The organism is Paenibacillus lautus, assembly GCF_050482385.1.
Lineage (GTDB): Bacteria > Bacillota > Bacilli > Paenibacillales > Paenibacillaceae > Paenibacillus_AQ > Paenibacillus_AQ lautus_B.
This window is the reverse complement of record NZ_JBCNHV010000016.1, coordinates 238,599-258,731: the sequence shown is the minus strand read 5'-3', so window position 1 is coordinate 258,731 and position 20,133 is coordinate 238,599. Positions and strand designations below refer to the sequence as shown.

The following is a 20,133-nucleotide window of genomic DNA, read 5'->3' as shown; positions in this document are numbered from 1 at the left end:
TGTTCGCGTTGGCCTCCCTGCCGCATATCAAGCGCGCGGGACCATGAGGTCCGGCGCGTTTTTTATTTTCATGAGAACGAAAGGATGAGTAAGCGATGCAGAATGTAAAAGGAACGTATGATTATTTTGGCCAAGAACAGGCGATCCGAAGAAAGGTGCAATCGACGCTGCGTGAAGTGTTTGAATGTTATGACTATGCTGAGATGGAGACAACCATTCTGAATGAAGCGGAGCTATTGTCTTCCAAATACGCAGGAGGGGAAGAGATTCTGAAGGAGATGTACCAGCTGACAGATCAAGGCACGCGACGTCTGGGGCTCCGATACGACCTGACGATTCCATTCGCCAAGGTGATCGCGCTGAATCCTGCCATCAGCCAGCCATTCAAGCGTTATGAGATGGGGAAGGTATTCCGGGATGGTCCCGTGAAACGGGGCAGATTGCGGGAGTTCCTGCAATGCGACGTTGATGTGGTGGGAATCTCGGGACCCGAAGCGGAAGTTGAGCTAATGCAGCTAGCAGTCGAAGTGTTTCGGAGACTTGACATTCCGATCATTCTCAGGTGGAACAATCGAAGCTTTCTGGGTGAAGTTCTTGGCGCTATGGGCGTACCGGAAGAGATGAAACCATCCGTCATGCTGACGCTGGATAAGCTCGATAAGATTGGCAAAGAGGGCGTTCGGCAAGAGCTTGCGGGCAAGGTACTCGCTCCGGAGATTTGTCGTCAAATTCTGGATTTTGTTGATCTCAAGGAGCCGACACTGGAGCAGATAACGAGCAAATACAACGTGGACAACGAGCGCGGCGCACAAGAAGTACAGATCCTGCAAAATATGCTGCAGCGCGTCGGGCTGCAAGACATCTGCGTATTTGATCCGTTTCTATCAAGAGGTTTGTCATTTTACACGGGAACCGTATACGAAATTTTTGACGCATTGCACGATTTCCGTTCAAGCTTGGGCGGTGGCGGCAGGTATGATGCGATTATCGGGCAGCTCGTTGGACGCGAGGATATTGCCTATCCTACGGTGGGGCTTTCGTTTGGCATGGAATCCATTATGGAGATGATCCGGAACCGGCCGATTGAAACGAACAAGCTGCTCGTTGTGGTTATCCCGATAGGAGAAACCGTTCCGGAAGGATTGAACGCTGCAGCAGCACTCCGGAATCGCGGGATTCATACTCGATTGGCGGACAACCGCCGCAAATTGAAAAAAACATTAGCTTCCGCTTCAGCTGAAAGCATCCCTTATGCCATTCTGATTGGTGAAGATGAAGCGGCGGCAGGCGTACTCCGATTGAAGAAAATGACCGAGGGCACGGAGCTTACACTGACTCTGCAGGAAGCGGTTGAGCTTATCATTCAAACCTGTGAATGATGAATGCCTTTGTTATTTTTCGAATATAATGGATTTTTACCGAAAAGGTACTCGCGCTCGAAACGATCTCCAAGTAGAATAAAGCGTATAGATTTTACCAGGGGGGAGCGGATTGCAATGCTGTACGAACAATTCTTCATGCTGCATCAAAAGCTTGCGGTTCACGCTCCAGTGAATACGGCTACGGAAGTGACGCTTGAGCAGATTGCCGATGCGCTGTATTGCACAACGCGGAATGCCAAGCTCGTTATACGCAAGCTGGAAGAGAAGGGTTGGATTATATGGAAGGCGGGACGTGGGCGAGGAATCCGTTCCAAGCTTACCTTTCTGGCCGACCAAGCAAATCTGCTACAGGAGGCAGCGCAGCAGCTCGCGATAAGAGGGGAATATAAGCAAGCCTTCGAACTGCTGCGTACCTATGGTCAGGGTATGCACACCAATGATTCTTATGTGGAATGGATGAACGGGCATTTTGGCTTTAGCAAGGAGATGAACGAAGGGGAAGAAGAAGCAAGGGATTCGCTGCGCCTACCCGTTTACCGCCTGATTGAAACCTTGGATCCTGCCGAATGCTACTACAGTTTTCAAGCTCACATGATTCAGCAGATATTTGACCGGCTGGTGATATACGATAATGCCAACGATCAATACCTCCCCGTTATCGCGCATTATTGGAAGAGCAATGAGGATGGAACGATTTGGACTTTTCATCTGCGAAAAGGAATACGGTTCCATGACGGTAAAGAATTATCGGCGGAGGACGTGGGATTCACGGTGGAACGCCTGGGACGGGACAAACGTAATGCTTGGATTGTGCGTGAACTGCAACGGGTAGAGGTGGTGTCCCCTCGTGAGGTTCGTTTTATTCTAAACAAGCCGAATCGAATTTTTATCCGTTTTCTTAGCTCCACCTGCATGTCCATCGTGCCTAAACATTTGGTAAGCGTCCATGAAGAACAGTTCTGGAAGCAGCCTGTCGGAACGGGACCCTTTCGGGTAGAGGAATGGACCGATGATCGGCTGACCATTCATGCCAACCCCCATTATTATCATGGGCGGCCGCATTTGGACAACATCCACATTATCTTGATGCCGGAAGATGCGGAACATTGCGAGGTTAGCTGGGAGCGGCTGCTGCGGAATCCGGAACATATCGATCATAACGGTGAGAAGCATGCTGTTGATGTCATCGAATCCTCCGAAGGCTGCACGACGTTGATTACATGGAATATGAAAAAGCCCGGGCCCTATCAGTCCATCGAATTTCGTCGGGCATTCAGCCTGATTCTGAACCGAATGGAGATGATACGCGAACTTGGCGACAATCGGCTTTACCCAGCCAAAGGCTTCATCATGGATGAGCAAGCGCCTTACCGTAAAGATCGATATGATCGCGAGCTCGCAAAGTCACTGCTGAAACAGTCGGGCTATGACGGCTCTCCCATTACGATGGCTACGCTCGCTAAGCATATTAAAGACGCCGAATGGGTTCAGAATGAATGTGCTTCCATCGGGATTCCATTGATCATCCGAGAGGAGCGGATGGATACTATGCACCAGCTGGATGTGATGCACAGCATGGATTGTATCTTGCACGGCCTTGTTCTTCCGGGAGAAGAAGTATGTTTAATCGAGAATTACGTGCAGAAGGGAAGCGTAGTTAAAGAGTTCATGGATCCTTCGCTGCATCATTGGGTGAAAGAATGCATAGATGATGCGCTTGCCAGCGAATGGTATGAGGAGCGTTTGAGTATTTTATCCCATATTGAAGAGAGGCTTCGGGAGGAAGCGCATGTATCGTTCTTAACTCATACGAGATTTTACGCAAGCTTGGATCCTTCTTATAAAGGGGTTGTCATCAATAATCTGGGATGGCTAGACTTCAAGCAGATTTGGCGAGAATGATTTCTTCCCATAAAAAGAGCAAGCGCGAATAACCGCGCTTGCTCTTTTTACTTATAAGGATTTCGTGCGGCTTCTTCGGGATCTCCGCTTTCGAAAGAAGCCATGAAGTTTATCGAGAATTCGAATATGGATTGAGGTATGCTGCGATTCACATGCGATCTCGTCATGAATAATGAATCTTCCTTGACGATCAAGTTCGTCCCATTTTGCTTGCTGGTATTCGTTCAGTTTCTCCAGTGTATATACATCGTTGTTCATGTTAACCTCCCTATCAGACATTCGGATTTCGCTGTAACGCCAGTAGAATGTTTTGATACTCTCATTATGGAGGTCAACCGAATTTGTAAAAAGTGTAAACCTCGGCAGCCCTTTTTCCCCTTTTCATGAACTAAAGGACTACCGCAGAGAAGAGATTAGATTTTATGATCACGATGCGTGATGGTGGAATTCTCAATCTGGATCGTTGAATGCTCGATGTGGAATCGACTGTCCAGAAGATCAATCGCTTGTTGCAGGATCTCATAACTGTTCGCGTCATCTTGGACGACGAGATGGCAGCTCAAGGAGTCGAAATTGGACGTAATCGTCCAAATATGAAGATCATGGATGCCGGTGACCCCAGGAATAGACAGGAGGGACTTCGTTACCTCTTCAGAGTTAATCGTTTCCGGTGCGCCCTCCATCAGAATATGAACGGTATTCTGTATGATTCTCCAGGCGCTCTTCAGAATCAAGATCGACACCAGGATGGATATGATCGGGTCCGCAATGTACCATCCGAAGGCCATCATCACGATCCCGGCGATGATGGCGCCAACAGAGCCGAGTGCATCACCGATTACATGGAGGTATGCGCTGCGGAGATTCACATTGTTCTTCACATCCCCCGTCCGCATCAAGAACCAGGCACTGAGAAGGTTGGCCAACAGCCCGATGGCCGCGATGAGCATCATGCTTCCGCTGGCGACAGTCGGCGGGTTATCAAAGCGCTGAATCGCTTCCCATACAATAAAGCCGGCGATGACAAACAAGGCGACGCCATTTAGTAGTGCTGCCAATATTTCAAAACGGTAAAAGCCGTAGGTTTTATTCGGCGATGCTGGCCTCGTAGCAAACCATAATGCGACCAGACTGAGCAGTAATGCGCTGGCATCACTTAACATATGTCCGGAATCGGATAACAGAGCTAAACTGTTGGTTAGCAAGCCCCCTATAAACTCTAGAATCATGATGCCAATTGTGATGATGAGGGCAATGGCAAGTCCTTTTTTGTTTCCTGAGCGGGCGTGATCATGGTGGCTGTGGTCATGTCCATGATGGTGGTTATGATGATGCATAATCGAAAACTCCCTTCAGATCCATCTGTTGATTGTAATCAAAGCTCATAAAACATTTTGTGTTATATATAATATGAGCATATGCTCATATACAATGTAATCCCTCCGTTTGTTTTTGTCAAGTTTTTCCGAAGGTTTTGTGGAAGTGAAAATGATTTCTCACTTATTCATTTATCTAGTATGCTTGATAAGCAAGGAAATTAGATCTCCATGTGATAATTTTGGTTCTTAATTTCGGTTGAAGAGAAGGAGTGATATGCGACATGGGAGAACAACGTAAATCGATTAGTGAAGCTTATGGCGAAACAGCCTATCCATTGATTGGACATAGCCGCAGGAATGTCCGGGTGTTGCTGGAGGCATTTCGGGATGTGGATGGGTCGCAGATGGGGGATACATACGGCAAAGGCGCCATCATTGAGGAGTTTCAGGCACGCATGGCAGAAATTCTGGGCAAGGAATCCGCTGTCTTTTTTCCAAGCGGAACCATGGCGCAGCAGATTGCTTTGCGGATCTGGTGTGATGATGCGGAGCTGAAACGAGTGGCCTATCATCCCCTTTGCCATCTGGAGATTCACGAAGAGGACGGGCTTAAGGAGCTGCATCATATTGAGCCGATTCTTCTTGCCGATAAGGAGCGTTTGATTACGCTTGAAGACGTGAAGAGCCTGGATCGCGAAATTGCATGTTTGCTGCTGGAATTGCCGCAGCGTGAAATCGGAGGGCAGCTGCCCGAATACGAAGAGTTGGAAGCGATATCGGCGTATTGCCGTTCGCAAGGCATCAAGCTGCATCTGGACGGGGCAAGATTGTTCGAGATCACCCCTTATTATCAAAAAACGGCGGCAGAAATCTGTGCTCTATTTGACAGTGTATATGTGTCCTTCTATAAAGGGATTGGTGGGATTGCCGGCGCCATTCTGGCTGGCGGCACCGATTTCGTGGCAAAGTCTAAAGTATGGAAAAGGCGTCATGGCGGTGATCTGGTCAGTCTATATCCGTATATCATCAGCTCGAATTATTATTACACGGAAAGAATAGGTAACATGGGCCGGTATTACGAGGAAGCAAAAGAGCTCGCAGCGCTGTTTAATCAATGCGAGGGCGTGAATACGAAACCTGTTGTGCCCGTATCGAATATGTTTCATGTACATTTTGAATTGAATAAAGAACAGATTGAACCGATTCTTATCGAGGTTTTCCGCACGACGGGCGTCGGATTGCTCAGTTATTTAAATGAAGCGGGGGAAACTCAATGTTATACGGAAGTTCACATTGGGGAACGGTACGGTAAAACACCGAGAGAAAGCATTCAAGAGGCTTTCCAATTGTTGAATGAGAAATTGCAGGAAGCTGTGAGCACATGACAAAAGGACCTGAATGAGGTCCTTTTTAATTTGCCTATATTCATCCAATCGGTCCCATATAGACAAGTTCGGACGAATTGGCCGGATGCTGGGCAAGACCTATGATATCACCCGCTCTAGGAATTTGCAGTTTCGATACAAGGGTCTCCAGTGTTTTGGTATATTGGCTTCCATCATTCTCGGTTACATCCAATTCCAGGATGACAACCGGGTCGAAATTGATCAGCTTTCCGGTATCCCGAACGGTTCGTACTTTAGCGGTGGCCGTTAATGCCAGAGTCCCGGTTGCTGCCATCTGCGCTTGCTTTGCCTGCTCCAAACTTTGATTGATGGCGTTGCGATGCTCCTTCGGAACAAAACCTTTCATCATCATGCCGGTTAAACCTTTGTTCATCATTTTATCTGCTTTTTCTAGCGCATCCTGCGGACTTTTCTTTTTTCCAAACCATCCCATAAGCTCAGCACCTCACTAGTAGAATTATTTATAATTCCATGTTACCCGTGGGGGCCTGAGGAGACAATGGTTTGGCAAGGATACAAAACTTCCGGCGTTAGGAGTAAATCAACACGATACTTCTTCAAAAACTTTTGCCGTATTAAAAGGTTTGTGCACTCTTTATCCTGTCGTACAGCGATTAAAATGAAGGGAACGACAAAAGTTTTGCGGGTGGAGCAAGCTTTTGTACCATTTTAAAGCTAATGAATTATTTACTTCGAAGCAGATAGACCAGCTTTTTGTAGTAAGACGCTGACTCTTTGTATCTCCTTATTTCCTCCGATACCGCAGCCAATGCTTCATATAAGGATTCAAGTCGCAATGTAAGCTGATTGGACTCGTAGTATGGTAGACAAGACAGGGCATACCCCATAAATTCATCATGATGACCATGTGCCAAGGCTAGCTGACATTGGTAGTAGGCAACCGACATCTCTTGATCCGTTGTTAGCTCTATCGCTTTCAGCTCCTGAATATACTGGGTTAAAAGCCCCCACTGCTTTTGTGCTAATCCCAATTCACACCGGTAAATCAATAGGACTGGACGGAATTGCTGCCGTACTTCCGCCGCTTCCCGCACGAGAAGTTCTTCAAAACGGTTGATTTCTTCTTCCGCTTTTTCATGATCTCCTTGCATCGTCAGCATGATGATCCGGTTGTTCAAGATGGTTGACACCATGTTCCCCTGGTTTACCGCATAGACCAAATGGGCTTCGGCCATGGAGAGGGTAACCAGCGCCTCCTGATACAGTCCCATGGAATAACAGTAGCCGCTGTACGCGATGTACAGATCGGATAAGCGGTGAAACAAGCGGTCTTCATAAACCCGTCTCATCGTTCCTTCAAACACCTGCTTGGCCTGGTCATATTGCTTCAAAAATATACAGGCCTCCATCTTGAAGTTTTGAGTGGTCAGCCATAAATCGGTGCCGATCTGAACATGTTCGCTTAACCGGTTCACTTGGCTTAAAGCCTCATGGTAGCGGTTCTTGGATCGATAGAACTGGATTTTATAGAACAGCATCGCTTTTTTCGCGGGCAGCGGGAGTTCAGCGTCATCGGGTCGGCCGTATTTTTCCAGATAGAAATTGAGGTAATTCTGGTGCAGATATTCATGGGACACCGCATCGTTCACTTGTTGATAATAGACCGCCTTCATTAAGGCCGTTGTGAGTTCTACCGTAAGACTGTCATGTCGATCCGGAAGATCGTGTATGCGATCCTCTGTAACGTGAGATACCGATTGGGATAATTCTTCAAAGATGCGTTCCGCGGTCTCGAGTGTATCCTTATCGGAATTAGCTGCATTGACTAAGTAGGAGGGGGTCACTTGCAAACGCTGTGCCAGATGCTCGGCAAGGTCTTCGGCTAGGGGATAACGATCGGCAAGGATGTTCGCAAAATGGGTGGTTGTCACTAAACCCTCTACCAGCTCTTTGCGAGCTATCCCTTTTTTCTTGCACAAGAAATCAATGCGTTCTTTTAACACGAAAGCATGCTCCTTCATGACTGGATTTTGGGAAAAGTATACCATGCCGGGCGAGTCCAATCCGGACAGATCATTAAAAGGGGAACAAGGTCCTAGTCACTTGAGAGCAGTGAGTGTCGGTTAGCAAGGAAATCTGTCTTGGATAGTCGAAATGATATATAGGTTCTCGATCTATATAGTTTGTTTCATAAAATTGCATAGTTGAAGGAAAGGGGATCATATGGGAGAGATTTTAATGATAATGGAATCGTTGAAGGGCATCCATACCTATATCGAGGAGCAGATGAAGGCATGGAAGGTTCCGGGGTTGTCTATTGCGGTGGTCAAGGATCAGGAGATCGTCTTGATGGAGGGTTACGGGTATCGAAATATCGCCCAAAGCCTGCCTGTGACGAGTGAGACGCTGTTCGCGATCGGTTCCTCCACCAAAGCTTTTACTGCACTGGCAGCCGGAATTCTGGCGGATGAAAAAATCTTGGATTTGGATACACCTGTGAAGGGGTATCTTCCTGATTTCAAAATGTTTGATGCTTTTGCAACGGAGCGGATTACCCTGAGGGATATGTTATGCCACCGTTCAGGCTTACCGCGGCATGAGCTCATGTGGTATAACGCGTCAAAGACTAGAGAAGAAATCATAGAACGACTACAATACTTGGAACCAAATGTAGATTTCAGGACGAAATGGCAGTATCAAAATATCATGTATATGGTATCGGGCTATGTTATCGGGCATGTGAGTCGTTCATCTTGGGAAGAGGTTGTTCAGAAGCGAATATTCGAGCCGCTGAACATGGCATCCAGTCAATTCTCTGTAGACAAGACACAGCTCCAACATGATTATGCGAAGCCCTATATGCAAATTGCAGATCAGGCTCATACCATTCCGTTTCGAAATATAGATACCATTGGCCCGGCGGGATCGATCAATTCCAATATCAAAGATATGGCGAATTGGGTAAGGTTTCAAATGAACCATGGAATGCACAACGGGCAGCGTCTCGTTTCTAGCGAAGTGCTGGATACGCTGCATACGCCCCATATGGTTTGCCAGATGACCGAGGTCAATGAAAATAATATGAATATGGGCAGCTACGGTCTCGGTTGGCTGATCGAACCTTATCGAGGCCTACGGATGGTGAGTCACGGAGGCAATATTGACGGATTCTCCGCACATGTCGCCTTTATTCCTGCCGAGAAGATTGGCGTCGTGGTCTTGTCGAATCTCAATGGTACTCCGCTTCCTGTATATATAGCCAATTACATATTCGATTCAATGCTTGGTGGTGAGGTCAAGGACTGGAGTGGGCAAGCGTTGGGACAAAAGAAGGAAGCAACCGTTGCCAGCGAGCCGGCCACAAACCGTGAGGCAACTTCAAACGCGAAAGAAACCGTTGTCCCATTGTCCGCATCCTTGAAGGGTTTAACGGGGACGTATGTTCATGCAGGGTATGGAGAAATGATGGTTGAACTTACAGATGGAGAGCTTCGGGCAGGATTCAATTCAATGCTGTTCCCCCTCACACATCAAAATGCGAATCAGTTTGAACTCCATGTTACGGAGTTTGATATTAAAACCAAAGCGACTTTTCATACGGACTCGAACGGGATTGTGGATCGCTTATCCGTTATTTTGTTATTCGAGCCTGGTGCAAAGGAAATTGAATTTGTTAGAATAGAGAGTAGAAGCGAGTGAACTTTGAATCATCCAAATTTGGCGAGGTGAAAATCATGATGGCTCACGTTAGAAGCACAACCGTTCAAGTCGTTAAATCAGGCTCCGGGCAAAGCAGCACGGAAATATCGGGCAGAGATTTTGTTCGGAGCCTACTTCAACATTAATTAGAGCTGCAATATTTCATGTGTCGGCTTTGCTCACTATTTACACGATTTTATGTAGATAGGAGTAAGGAGAATGAAATACGAGAAAGCACTAGATATTTTGCCTGAACATGTAATCAAAACCATTCAACAATATATTGATGGAAGTTATATTTACATTCCGAGAAAGTTGGAGAATCGGAAGTCCTGGGGAGAGCAAACCGGGGTAAAGAAGGATCTGGATATTCGGAATCAGAACATTTTCAAATGTTATATGCATGGCGACTCCATCCGTACATTGTCCGAACGATATTATTTAACGGAGCAATCGATCCGTAGAATTATTCGGGCAGAACGAATGAAAGAATAGGCGAGATCATAGATCATTTTAGTAAGACCGTTATATAGCATTTGTTATCAGAAGGAAAAAGCGGCTAGGACACTTGTCCTGGCCGCTTTCAATTAAGGGGAAATTACTTGTCGGAAATTTGGAACGAACTTTTGATATTTTGTACGTCTAAAAACATGCCTTGATAGTCTTTCTTGGCGATATCATCCGATGGATCGTATTGGACATCGGTAGGCGTGTGGAATACATACACCTGATCGCCTCGTTCCCCGACCTGTACTGCCGGTATTTGCCCCTTGATTTCTTCCTCCTGCTCAGTCCAGTCATTCTTGGACCAGACGGAGATGGTGAACAGCGTGCCCTGGGTCATTGTATTGACGAAATTCAGATGATGGCTGTTCCCGACGAATTGATCACGGACTTCATAGCGCGTGTCCCAGCTCTTGGGAATCTCGAGTCGAAAGCGATAGGTGTTGTTTGTATACTTGTAGAATAAATCAGCATGAGAGTAGATCTCCAAGCTTGATGATACGTTATGCAGCTCATTGTATTTCATGGAGAACCGCTCGATTAGGGTCACGGCCTCTGCACGTGTGATTTCTTGATTTGCTTGATAGCCCTCTATGTTATTTCCTGATATCCCTTGTGCAAGGCCCAGGTCAAGCATGTATTGGATGGAGTCCTTTAGATCGTAATTTTTGCCGGTGGCGTTCGCTAACAACTGAGCTGCCAATCCGCGCGTAAGCTTCTTTTTCGGTGACGTAGCCTTCCAGCCTAACTTCTGGGCGTACGTGATATAGGGTTCTTCCCAAGGCATCGTTGAGGAGTCGTCAGGGATAACCTTCGGGTTGGCAGCTCGAATGAGCATCGTCAAAAATTCGCTTTGTGTCACGGTCCGTTTCGGCTTGAAGGTTCCATCCGGATACCCATCAACCACGTCTTGCGCCGCAGCCCATTGAATGTGGGAGTAACCCCAATGATTCAATGGTACATCCTTGAATGGAATCTCTTCTGCTAGTGCAAACACACTATTCGACCCTATGTAACAAGTCGTAAGCAGAGTTACAGCCAGCGCTTTCCCTAAACTTTTCATATCCGGATTCTCTCCTCATCGCGGCAGATTCATTATGTGGAATATAATGTCATCTTTGGGCTTGTCATGCAAGCATAATTCCAACGAAATTGCCAAAATTGCTCTGTAATGATTTACCAAGTTAAGGAAAAGCATTAAAATAGAGGTTAATGACATTCGCAAGTAGAAGGAGTTATACATGAATCCATCCTATACCCAGCGCATACAAGAAGTTTATCCACATTTACATATTCAAGACGTTGAGATTGACAGCATCGGTCAGAACAACGATGTGTTGATTGTGAATCAAGCGCTAGTCTTCAGATTTCCTAAGTACGCAGCAAGTCTCAAAGCCATGATCAGAGAAACACAATTATTGAATGGGATCAAGACCAAGGTAACGCTGCCTATACCGAATCCGATGTATGTTTCATTTGACGATATGCAGGTGGGCAAAATGTTCATGGGCTATCCGTTAATCGAGGGTCAACCGTTATGGACAGAAGATCTGCTTCCACACCGGAATTCGAGCATCGAGGATAGGGTAGCGGAACAGATGGTCGAATTTCTTGTTCAACTTCATGCTGTGGAGATCAATGAATGGATCACTGACGATACGGATATCGTAAATGTCCACGAAGAGATGTCCGGATTGTTCACTCAAATTCAAGACCAATTGTTTCGTTATATCAGGCCTGATGCACAAGAGGAAATCTCAAGCAACTTCACCAGGTTTCTGAACAACCCTGCGAATCATGACATTCGTCCAACCTGCATTCATGGTGATTTTGGCACGTCCAACATCCTCTGGAGTCCGGAGAAAGGTCGAATTACGGGTATTATCGATTTTGGAGGCTCAGGGATTGGAGATCCGGCTTATGATCTAGCGGGAATTCTGTCGGGGTACGGTCATGAGTTCTTCGAAAAGTGTATCGCCATGTATCCGAATGGAGACCAAATCGCGGAGCGTGTACATTTTTATAGAAGCACATTTGCCTTGCAAGAGGCGCTGCATGGAGTTATTCATCAAGACGCTGAGGCGTTTGAGGCTGGCATACGAGATTTTAGATGAGACAATATCAGAGTTGGAATCTACCATTAAAATACATAACAGCGAGGTAAACCAATGAACGTTACATTAAAGGTGTTAGATAACACGGAGCTGAAAAGCATCTGGAAAGAAGCGTTTCAACAGCAAAATATAAAGCGCCCGGATGAGTATTATGATTATTGCGAACATGAGAACCAAATCGGCAAGCGTGTCACCTTGTTGGCTTTTGTTGATGAGGAGCTGGCGGGAGTTTCCCACTTGAAATACGAATCGAGTTATCCATATTTTCGAGATCAGGACATTCCGGAAATCAATGATCTGAATGTGTTTCCAGCGTACCAGAGAAACGGCATAGCTAACAGAATCCTAGAAGAATTCGAGAACATCGTCCGCCAAAAAATGCCGCGTATCGGTATCGGGGTGGGATTGTACAGAGACTATGGTGCGGCTCAAAGAATCTATGTCCGTCGCGGTTATATTCCTGATGGCAACGGGATTATGTACAGCAATGAACCTGTGGTGCCCGGTGACATGGTATGTGCGGATGACGATCTGAATCTGTATCTGATTAAAGAGCTGGTTAAATAAAACATTAAAGCACCATGCCAACAATCGGCTTCAGTATATAAGTTTCAGGAGAGTGAACATGAGCTTCTTCATTCGATTAAATATATCGAGTTTTTTGTATGCATGGTTCCCTTTTGCGGTGATTGAACTCATGTCTAACGTTTACCGACTCAGTCGAGTGACAGGGTGGGGGTTGGATCACGTGAATGTTATGATCTTGGTTTTCTTCTTTGTATGCCTGCTTCTATCGGGTTTCGGATTTCCCAAGCTGATCAGGCATTGGTTGGGCGGCCGTAAAGCGTCTTTCTTTTCGCTTGTTTTGTGGATCCCCTATTTCATTATCTTGACCTATATTGTGGCTGCATGGTTTCCGATTATGAATCCGGCAGACAAACCAAATCCTGTAACAGGACTCATTGCCATCGCAGTTTTGGTGTTGTACCCATTCTACCTGGCGATCGTTCATCTGTTAGGAACTGGTGTATCAGGTTCAGAAAGGAGCGGGCTATGATCATCGGCGTTCTTATCGTGGTGCTTATTATTGAACTCATTGTGATTGAGATCAGACTCAAAAAGAAGTTGGATAATGACGAGAGAATCATTGAGAGACTCGATCTCATGATCAAAGATCTACGTGAATTAAAAAATAAACCATAGAGTTACGATCTAGAGGAGTATGAAAAGATGGGCAATGTGGATAAACACAATCGACTGAGCCCAACTAATTATGGCTAAAGTGACCGGGAATTTTAAGCGTGGAAATGAGAAGGATCATAAATAAGCTCGAACAGGAGATTAAACGATGAATAAAGGGTTTTCCCATTGCTTGCAAATTTTCCCGACGTCTAACTTCGAGAAAACCAGCAAGTTTTATGAGCGAATCGGGTTCCGTGCTGTGAACTATTTTGATGCAGCAGAACCGCATGTGTGCCTCTACAAGGACTCTGTTGAGATTGTATTAACGAAGACGGAGATTGAGGTTGTTCCGAATCGAATCCGTTACGGATATGGGTATGATGCTTATTTTATTACTTATGGACAACGGGAAATCCAGCAAAATCTTATCGATTTGGACGTGAAGATTGTCAGAGCCTTATCGACGACGGATTATAACAATCACGAGTTTGTGTTTGAGGATGTGGACGGGCGCTGGATCGCGGTTGGTAATAAGCTATAGAGCCGTAAGCGTGAAAAAAAGGGGGGGTAAGACATGGTTGAGATTCTGGTCGTCAGGCATGGACAATCGGAAGCGGATATTTTGAATCGGTGTGAAGGACGGGCTGACTATGAACTAACGGATCTTGGCCAGCAGCAGGCGCGGCTCCTAGCGGAGTGGATTCATTGTGAATACGCTGTGGATGTCATTTTCTCCAGCACGTTAATCCGGGCCAAGCAGACCGCGGCAGCCATAGCTGAAACGACAAAAGTCCCCGTTACCTATGACGATGATTTAATGGAGCAAAATAATGGAGTCATAGCCGGTATGTTGAGAGAAGAGGCTTTACTTAAATACCCCTTGCCTGTTGGAGGGAGAAAGCGGCATGATGCGATTGAAGGTGGAGAATCTGAAGTGCAGTTCAGAGCAAGAGCCGAACAATTCATATCCAAGCTGTTTACGACAATCCATAGCGAGCCTGGCTTGAAAAGAGTATGCATTGTCTCCCATGGCGGGATGATCTCGATGTTATTCCGAAGCTTCTTGAATCTTCCTTATCATACGGACATTCATATCCCGACAGGCGATACAGGCGTTCATCTATGGAGATATGATCGGAGCGGGAAAAAGATGATTGCGGCTACGAATTTTCAGGAGCATCTATCGTGAAATATATATTTAAATCCCGCTATGGCCATCGTGCTATTGCGGGATTTTTCATAGGTTTTACAATGATCTATATCATCGTAAATATTATTAACAGATCAGAGAAACTTTTTTACCAAAATTTGCGTCTAATAGTATGACCTCAATAAATATCAAAAAAGGATTAGAAGGAGTTATGGAATGAAACTGAAGAAACGATCATTGCTAACCGTATTGGCTGTTGCCCAATTAGCTGCAGCTTATCCGGCGAGCGCGGATGCAAATACCGCAGACAAGCCACAACAGTCAGTCACCCAAGAAGTGTACGAGCAAAATGCTGCGGCAACCAAAGCATTAAAATCCGGGGGTACAGACGCTGCTCAGGAAACAACCGATACTACAGAGACAACCACTCAGACAGAGACAGTGACAGAAGGGTCTCAAGTGCCGAATGAAGCAGGAACAACCGAAGTACCGGTTGAGGAAACTGACGAAGTGCAAGATCCGGCAACAACTACGGAAGAGCCGAGCAACCAGAATAACCAGCAAACCGTAACGGGCAAAGAACTTATTCTATATTTTAATAGTACAAAAATGGTACAAGATGGCGTTACCTACAATGCACCGCAGCCGATGCAAGTCAAAAAGGGAGTATCCTATGTTCCCATTCGTGCCCTTGTGGACCGTGTAGGCTTCAAGGTCACTTACGATAAGAAGACCAAAGAAACCGTCATTACCAAAGGAACCAATGAGCTTCGCTTCAAAACAGACAGCAGCAAGTATACCGTAAATGGCGTAACGAAAGAGATGAAAGGAACCTCCTACCAGACGAATAGCACCTTCATGGTTCCGCTGACAGCTATAACCCAAGCGCTGGATATTAAATATAAAGCGGATAATGTAGGCAAACGTGTCATCTTGAATCTGGAAACCAAGCCTGTAGCCAAGTTTACGGTGGGACCTAAAGAGATTTTTGCAGGAGAAACAACAGTGACTTATACACCGCAGCTGGAGAATGTACAAGGTGAGATCATCGACGAGCGCTGGGAAGGCAAACAGGATATTTTCGATGCACCAGGCGAATACATAGTCACTTACTCGGTTCAGGATTCTACAGGAGCGTGGAGCGAGCCTTATAGCCAAAAGATTACGGTCATTCAGCCGAATTTACCTCCCGTTGCCATGTTCGAGACCGATAAGTCCGAGTATAAAATGGGTGAGTTGATTACCTATACGAACCTAAGTACTGATGACCAGGACAAGCCTGAGGATCTGACGTACAAGTGGGAGAATAAACAGTATGCTTTCTTCACACCGGGCGTTTATACGATCAAGTTAACGGCCACCGATAAGAAGGGACTTAGCTCCACCTACGAGGCGACGATTAACGTGACAAACGAAACGCTATATAAAGAAGAGGATTTCAATATGCTCTTTATCCCGGAAGGAGAGAAATTCACGTTCCTCGGTAATGTGACTTCGCGTCCGAAGATCAATTATGATTTTTACGACGAGCCAAGCACCTTGATTCGTAGTAACAGTCCCGAAACCGTCAACACCGAAGGCATTGTGTACCGAGAGACGGCGGTTGGCGATATGCGCTTTATGATTCACCATGTGAACAATTTGAATAAAAATGTGAAAATGTACGTTATTGCAACAAACAAGAATAGCACTCCGGTAACGCTCAGACAAGATTACTTGGGATTTGCAGGCCCGTCGCCGATCGCAACGGCAGCAGGCAAGAAGTCTGTGCTGAACTACTTCCAATCCATGCAGGACGATTCGAAGCGAACTTCAGTAACGCTTGCACCAGGTGAACAGAAGCTGGTCATGACGGAACTGAGCGATGTTAGAATGAAGCAAGGACATGTCATCTCCCTATACTCGGATATGTACAGCGACCTGCCGATTCAGTTCGATGTCGTGATGATTGATGAGAAATCCGATCCATTGAAGGTTTTGAGCACGCTGCCGATTCTGAATCGCGATGGTGTTCACAACCGTGGTACCTATCCGGATTCGACGCGGGTCATCCGTTATTCCGAACTGGTAGGTGCAGATTCCGAACGGCTTGTACTTGGAGACAATCAGGATGACCCTAACCTAGAAGGGATGGACCCTATGGTTGGAGACATTACGCACAACACGGGTAACTTTGGTGTCTTGTATAAAATTACTTTGGATCGCGTAGCGCCGGATACCCTGATCTCGTTTAATCCACGGGGCGGTAAGTACTCGGGATATGCCATGATAAATGGAACGATTGTACCGATCTATTCCCTTGGACAGGTAGCTCCTGGCGAGCAAGCGGTCCTCTACCGTACAGGTGATTACGAACAAAAGGTTGAAATCATGCTGACGGCTGCGCCGGGAAGCAATTTGCCAGTAAACCTGCTGTTTACCCAAATGCCTTAAATTCTTCATAAAGATTTGATGACATAGAGGCTTTACGACTTAAGCAACTGCTTGAGGAGTAAGGCCTCTAGCTGTATCATCTATAATAGGGATGCTTCGGCAGAATCCGATCCATTCGAAGATGTAACAGGAATCTGCTAATACGGAAACTTTGGAGTGATGGCGTGTGATTAGATCAGTGGATCTTCCCTCCTGAAATAGAACGATTTTATTTTAGGAGGGCATAAACGATGAAATTTCATCTTATAAATGTTGAACAGTGGACGAGAAAGTCTTATTACGAACATTATCGATCGAATAAATGTACCTTCAGCATTACCGTGGATATCGACATTACTCGATTGCTGTATTCGTTAAAAGCCAATGGATTCAAGCTTTATCCTGCTTTTATTTATATGGTTACCAGGGTTGTCAATAACCGGGTCGAATTCAAAACGTCCTATAGTCCCGAAGGGGAATTGGGTTACTGGGATCGGATGACGCCAAGCTATACCTTCTTCCATAACGATGACCATACCTTTTCCTGTTTATGGACAGCATTTTCGAATGATTTCAATCGATTCCACGATGATTACGAGCTGGACATGGAGCGTTATCGGGATGCAAAAGGGATTTTCGTTAAAGAGAATCCACCGCCGAACACGTTTCCCATATCCATGATACCCTGGGCAAGCTTTAGCGGATTTAATCTAAACATTGTCAATGAAGCGGACTATCTTCTTCCTATCATAACCGGAGGAAAATATATCGAGCAGGGTGGCCGTATTCTGCTCCCAGTCTCATTGCAGGTACACCATGCTGTGTGTGATGGTTACCATGCCAGCATGTTCTTTCAAGATTTGCAGAGTTTGGCGGATTCATGTGAAGATTGGCTAACATAATTCATGCCCTATGAATGCTCAACTCGACCGTATATTAACGGGTAAGGTTTCATTCATGGCAATCATGAAAAAGAAGAGACGACTGCTGCGCAGTCGTCTCTTCTATTCACACCAATGATCTCGTCTCGACTCTATCAAATATCCTCATATTATCTTCACAAGTTTTGGTTAATTACATACAACCTTGACAAAAGGTAATCCTATGAACGCTAAGACCGAAAGGAGAATGAATGATGTCACATGAACAAGTTCAACAATGTATCGAGGAATGCTTGCGCTGTATGGTAGCCTGTAACCATTGTTACACCGCATGTTTGGACGAACATGATGTGGCGATGATGAAAGAATGCATTCGCTTGGACCGGCAGTGTGCGGATATTTGCGGATTTGCGGCTCAAGCGATGTCCACGAACAGTATGTATGCCAGTGAAATATGCAGGATCTGCGCCGATGTCTGTGAAGCATGCGGCAACGAGTGCAAGAAGCATGATATGAAGCACTGCCAGGAATGTGCTGATGCCTGCTTCCGATGTGCGAAAGTATGCCGGGAGATGGTTGCTTAAGTAAGGCATCCATCGAACAGTAGGACGATGCGGGAATCGGCCTATTTTTGGGCACATGTGGACAGACGAGGCTCAGGTATATGCTGAAATCACGAGGCCAGAGGATCCGTTATATGCGGGAATTGGCCTATTATGGGGCACATGTAGACAGAGTAATCTCCACATATATGCTGAAAATCGCCCGTTATGGAGAACATGGGGACAGAGTATCTGTTATACGCGGGATCGGACTATATTGAGCAGATGCAGACAGAGTAATCTCCGCTATATGCTGAAAATCGCCCGTTATGGAGATCATGGGGACAGAGGATCCGCTATATGCGGGAATTGGCCTATTATGGGGCACATGTAGACAGAATAATCTCCGCATATATGCTGAAAATCGCCCGTTATGGAGATCATGGGGACAGTGGATCCGCTATTTCGCCGAAATCGGTTCATTTTGGAGTTCACGCGGACACAGAATCCGTTATTGCACCATAATCACGGGTTAATCCCCCAATTATTTCGCAATAGCAGATCTCTTGTCCGCATATTACTACGGAAAGCGTAAAAACAAAGAAATAGCGGAACCAGTGTCCTCAAATATCGAAACTCAATGGACATTAACGATGCCGGGTGGCGGATCATAATGTGGGATTCGGTACACGGCTATCGCTGCTGAACTGAATAACAATTATACTCAGAAATCGGACAAATTGGGCAGATGCAGACAGAGGATTCGTTATTTCGGCGAAATCAGCCTACTTTGGGACACATGTAGACAGAAGAGCACGTCATATGCTCGAATTCGCCCAATAAGGGAGGATGCAGACAGAGGATCTGTTATATTGCGGAAGTCGGCCTACTTTGGGGCACATGTAGACAGAGTAATCTCCGCTACACGCTGAAAATCGCCCATTATGGAAATCGTGAGGACAGAGGATCTGTTATATTGCGGAAATCAGCCAACTTTGGGGCACATGTAGACAGAGTAGTCTCCGCTATACGCTGAAAATCGCCCATTATAGAAATCATGAGGACAGAGTATCTGTTATACGCGGGATCGGACTATATTGAGCAGATGCAGACAGAGTAATCTCCGCTATATACTGGAATTCGCCCATTAGGAGATCATGAGGACAGAGTATCTGTTATACGCAGGATCGGACTATATTGAGCAGATGCAGACAGAGTAATCTCCGCTATATACTGGAATTCGCCCGTTATGGAGATAATGAGGACAGAGAATCCGCTATTTCGCCGAAATCGGTCCATTTTGGAGTTCACGCGGACACAGAATCCGCTATTGCACCATAATCACGGGTTAATTCCCCAATTATCTTGCAATAACGGATCTCTTGTCCGCATATTGCTACGGAAAGCGTAAAAACATAGAAATAGCGGAACCAGTGTCCTCAAATATCGAAACTCGATGGACATTAACGATGCCGGGTGGCGGATCATAATGTGGGAATCAGTACACGGCTAATCGGCAGATGGTCGACATCCGTCCAAGCATGCCTGATGTACTGAATAAGAGTAAAAAAAAAGCTTACGCCGTTGCATAACGGGTAAGCTTTTTGAATTAAACGATTCATAAACGCTGATCTGGAATGTTCCCCATTCCGATACGATGGTCTAGTTGTCGATCAGAG

18 protein-coding genes are annotated in these 20,133 nt (G+C 45.9%); 13 read left to right on the top strand and 5 right to left on the bottom strand.

Translation table 11 applies throughout. From position 1 onward, the window contains the following. Positions 1-95: 95 nt before the first annotated feature. Positions 96-1,379 (top strand): histidine--tRNA ligase, encoded by a 1,284-nt coding sequence (locus tag ABEW73_RS21400; protein ID WP_430167653.1) that lies wholly within the window; start codon positions 96-98, stop codon positions 1,377-1,379. Positions 1,380-1,496: 117 nt separating this feature from the next. Continuing rightward, the gene (locus ABEW73_RS21395; RefSeq protein WP_430167655.1) at positions 1,497-3,284 is read left to right on the top strand and encodes an ABC transporter substrate-binding protein; all 1,788 of its coding nucleotides are present in this window, start codon (positions 1,497-1,499) and stop codon (positions 3,282-3,284) included. A 51-nt stretch (positions 3,285-3,335) separates the two neighbouring features. On the opposite strand, the gene ABEW73_RS21390 is transcribed toward ABEW73_RS21395, so the two are convergent. After that, positions 3,336-3,542 carry a hypothetical protein gene (locus ABEW73_RS21390; protein ID WP_430167658.1) on the bottom strand — a complete coding sequence of 69 codons (207 nt, stop codon included), beginning with the start codon at positions 3,540-3,542 and terminating at the stop codon, positions 3,336-3,338. 155 nt (positions 3,543-3,697) lie between these two features. Further along, positions 3,698-4,621 carry a cation diffusion facilitator family transporter gene (locus tag ABEW73_RS21385; protein WP_430167661.1) on the bottom strand — a complete coding sequence of 308 codons (924 nt, stop codon included), beginning with the start codon at positions 4,619-4,621 and terminating at the stop codon, positions 3,698-3,700. Positions 4,622-4,884: 263 nt separating this feature from the next. Here ABEW73_RS21385 and ABEW73_RS21380 point away from each other — a divergent pair, with 263 nt between their 5' ends. After that, on the top strand, positions 4,885-5,988 hold the full coding sequence (locus tag ABEW73_RS21380; protein WP_430167663.1) for a threonine aldolase family protein: 1,104 nt from the start codon (positions 4,885-4,887) through the stop codon (positions 5,986-5,988). Positions 5,989-6,028: 40 nt separating this feature from the next. On the opposite strand, the gene ABEW73_RS21375 is transcribed toward ABEW73_RS21380, so the two are convergent. Both ABEW73_RS21375 and ABEW73_RS21370 read right to left on the bottom strand, forming a co-directional pair. Further along, positions 6,029-6,442, bottom strand: a complete 414-nt coding sequence (locus ABEW73_RS21375) for a hypothetical protein (RefSeq protein ID WP_430167665.1) — start codon at positions 6,440-6,442, stop codon at positions 6,029-6,031. A gap of 250 nt (positions 6,443-6,692) precedes the next feature. Continuing rightward, the gene (locus ABEW73_RS21370) at positions 6,693-7,973 is read right to left on the bottom strand and encodes an XRE family transcriptional regulator (RefSeq protein ID WP_430167667.1); all 1,281 of its coding nucleotides are present in this window, start codon (positions 7,971-7,973) and stop codon (positions 6,693-6,695) included. A 235-nt stretch (positions 7,974-8,208) separates the two neighbouring features. On the opposite strand from ABEW73_RS21370, the gene ABEW73_RS21365 reads away from it, so the two are divergent. Together ABEW73_RS21365 and ABEW73_RS21360 are read left to right on the top strand one after the other, a co-directional pair. Then, the gene (locus ABEW73_RS21365) at positions 8,209-9,669 is read left to right on the top strand and encodes a serine hydrolase (RefSeq protein WP_430167670.1); all 1,461 of its coding nucleotides are present in this window, start codon (positions 8,209-8,211) and stop codon (positions 9,667-9,669) included. Positions 9,670-9,888: 219 nt separating this feature from the next. Next, positions 9,889-10,164, top strand: a complete 276-nt coding sequence (locus ABEW73_RS21360) for a CD3324 family protein (protein ID WP_430167673.1) — start codon at positions 9,889-9,891, stop codon at positions 10,162-10,164. Positions 10,165-10,267: 103 nt separating this feature from the next. Here the strand turns inward: ABEW73_RS21360 and ABEW73_RS21355 are convergent, their stop codons facing one another. Beyond that, positions 10,268-11,236: an S-layer homology domain-containing protein gene (locus ABEW73_RS21355; protein ID WP_430167676.1), complete on the bottom strand. Its 969-nt coding sequence runs from the start codon at positions 11,234-11,236 to the stop codon at positions 10,268-10,270. 178 nt (positions 11,237-11,414) lie between these two features. Between ABEW73_RS21355 and ABEW73_RS21350 the strand changes: the two genes are divergently transcribed. From ABEW73_RS21350 to ABEW73_RS21315, 8 genes are all read left to right on the top strand, one after another. Beyond that, entirely contained in the window at positions 11,415-12,287 is an 873-nt protein-coding gene (locus ABEW73_RS21350; RefSeq protein WP_430167679.1) for a phosphotransferase family protein, read from the top strand. A gap of 54 nt (positions 12,288-12,341) precedes the next feature. After that, positions 12,342-12,854: a GNAT family N-acetyltransferase gene (locus tag ABEW73_RS21345; RefSeq protein ID WP_430167681.1), complete on the top strand. Its 513-nt coding sequence runs from the start codon at positions 12,342-12,344 to the stop codon at positions 12,852-12,854. Positions 12,855-12,912: 58 nt separating this feature from the next. Further along, on the top strand, positions 12,913-13,344 hold the full coding sequence (locus ABEW73_RS21340; RefSeq protein ID WP_430167683.1) for a hypothetical protein: 432 nt from the start codon (positions 12,913-12,915) through the stop codon (positions 13,342-13,344). A 291-nt stretch (positions 13,345-13,635) separates the two neighbouring features. Further along, positions 13,636-14,010 (top strand): VOC family protein, encoded by a 375-nt coding sequence (locus tag ABEW73_RS21335; protein ID WP_430167686.1) that lies wholly within the window; start codon positions 13,636-13,638, stop codon positions 14,008-14,010. Between the two features lie 33 nt (positions 14,011-14,043). Beyond that, the gene (locus tag ABEW73_RS21330; protein ID WP_430167689.1) at positions 14,044-14,658 is read left to right on the top strand and encodes a histidine phosphatase family protein; all 615 of its coding nucleotides are present in this window, start codon (positions 14,044-14,046) and stop codon (positions 14,656-14,658) included. A 177-nt stretch (positions 14,659-14,835) separates the two neighbouring features. Beyond that, a complete protein-coding gene (locus ABEW73_RS21325; protein WP_430167692.1) occupies positions 14,836-17,052 on the top strand; it encodes a stalk domain-containing protein in 2,217 nt (738 codons plus the stop codon). Between the two features lie 230 nt (positions 17,053-17,282). After that, on the top strand, positions 17,283-17,933 hold the full coding sequence (gene catA, locus ABEW73_RS21320; RefSeq protein ID WP_430167695.1) for a type A chloramphenicol O-acetyltransferase: 651 nt from the start codon (positions 17,283-17,285) through the stop codon (positions 17,931-17,933). A 233-nt stretch (positions 17,934-18,166) separates the two neighbouring features. Beyond that, entirely contained in the window at positions 18,167-18,496 is a 330-nt protein-coding gene (locus tag ABEW73_RS21315; RefSeq protein ID WP_430167697.1) for a four-helix bundle copper-binding protein, read from the top strand. The last annotated feature ends 1,637 nt before the right edge of the window (positions 18,497-20,133 follow it).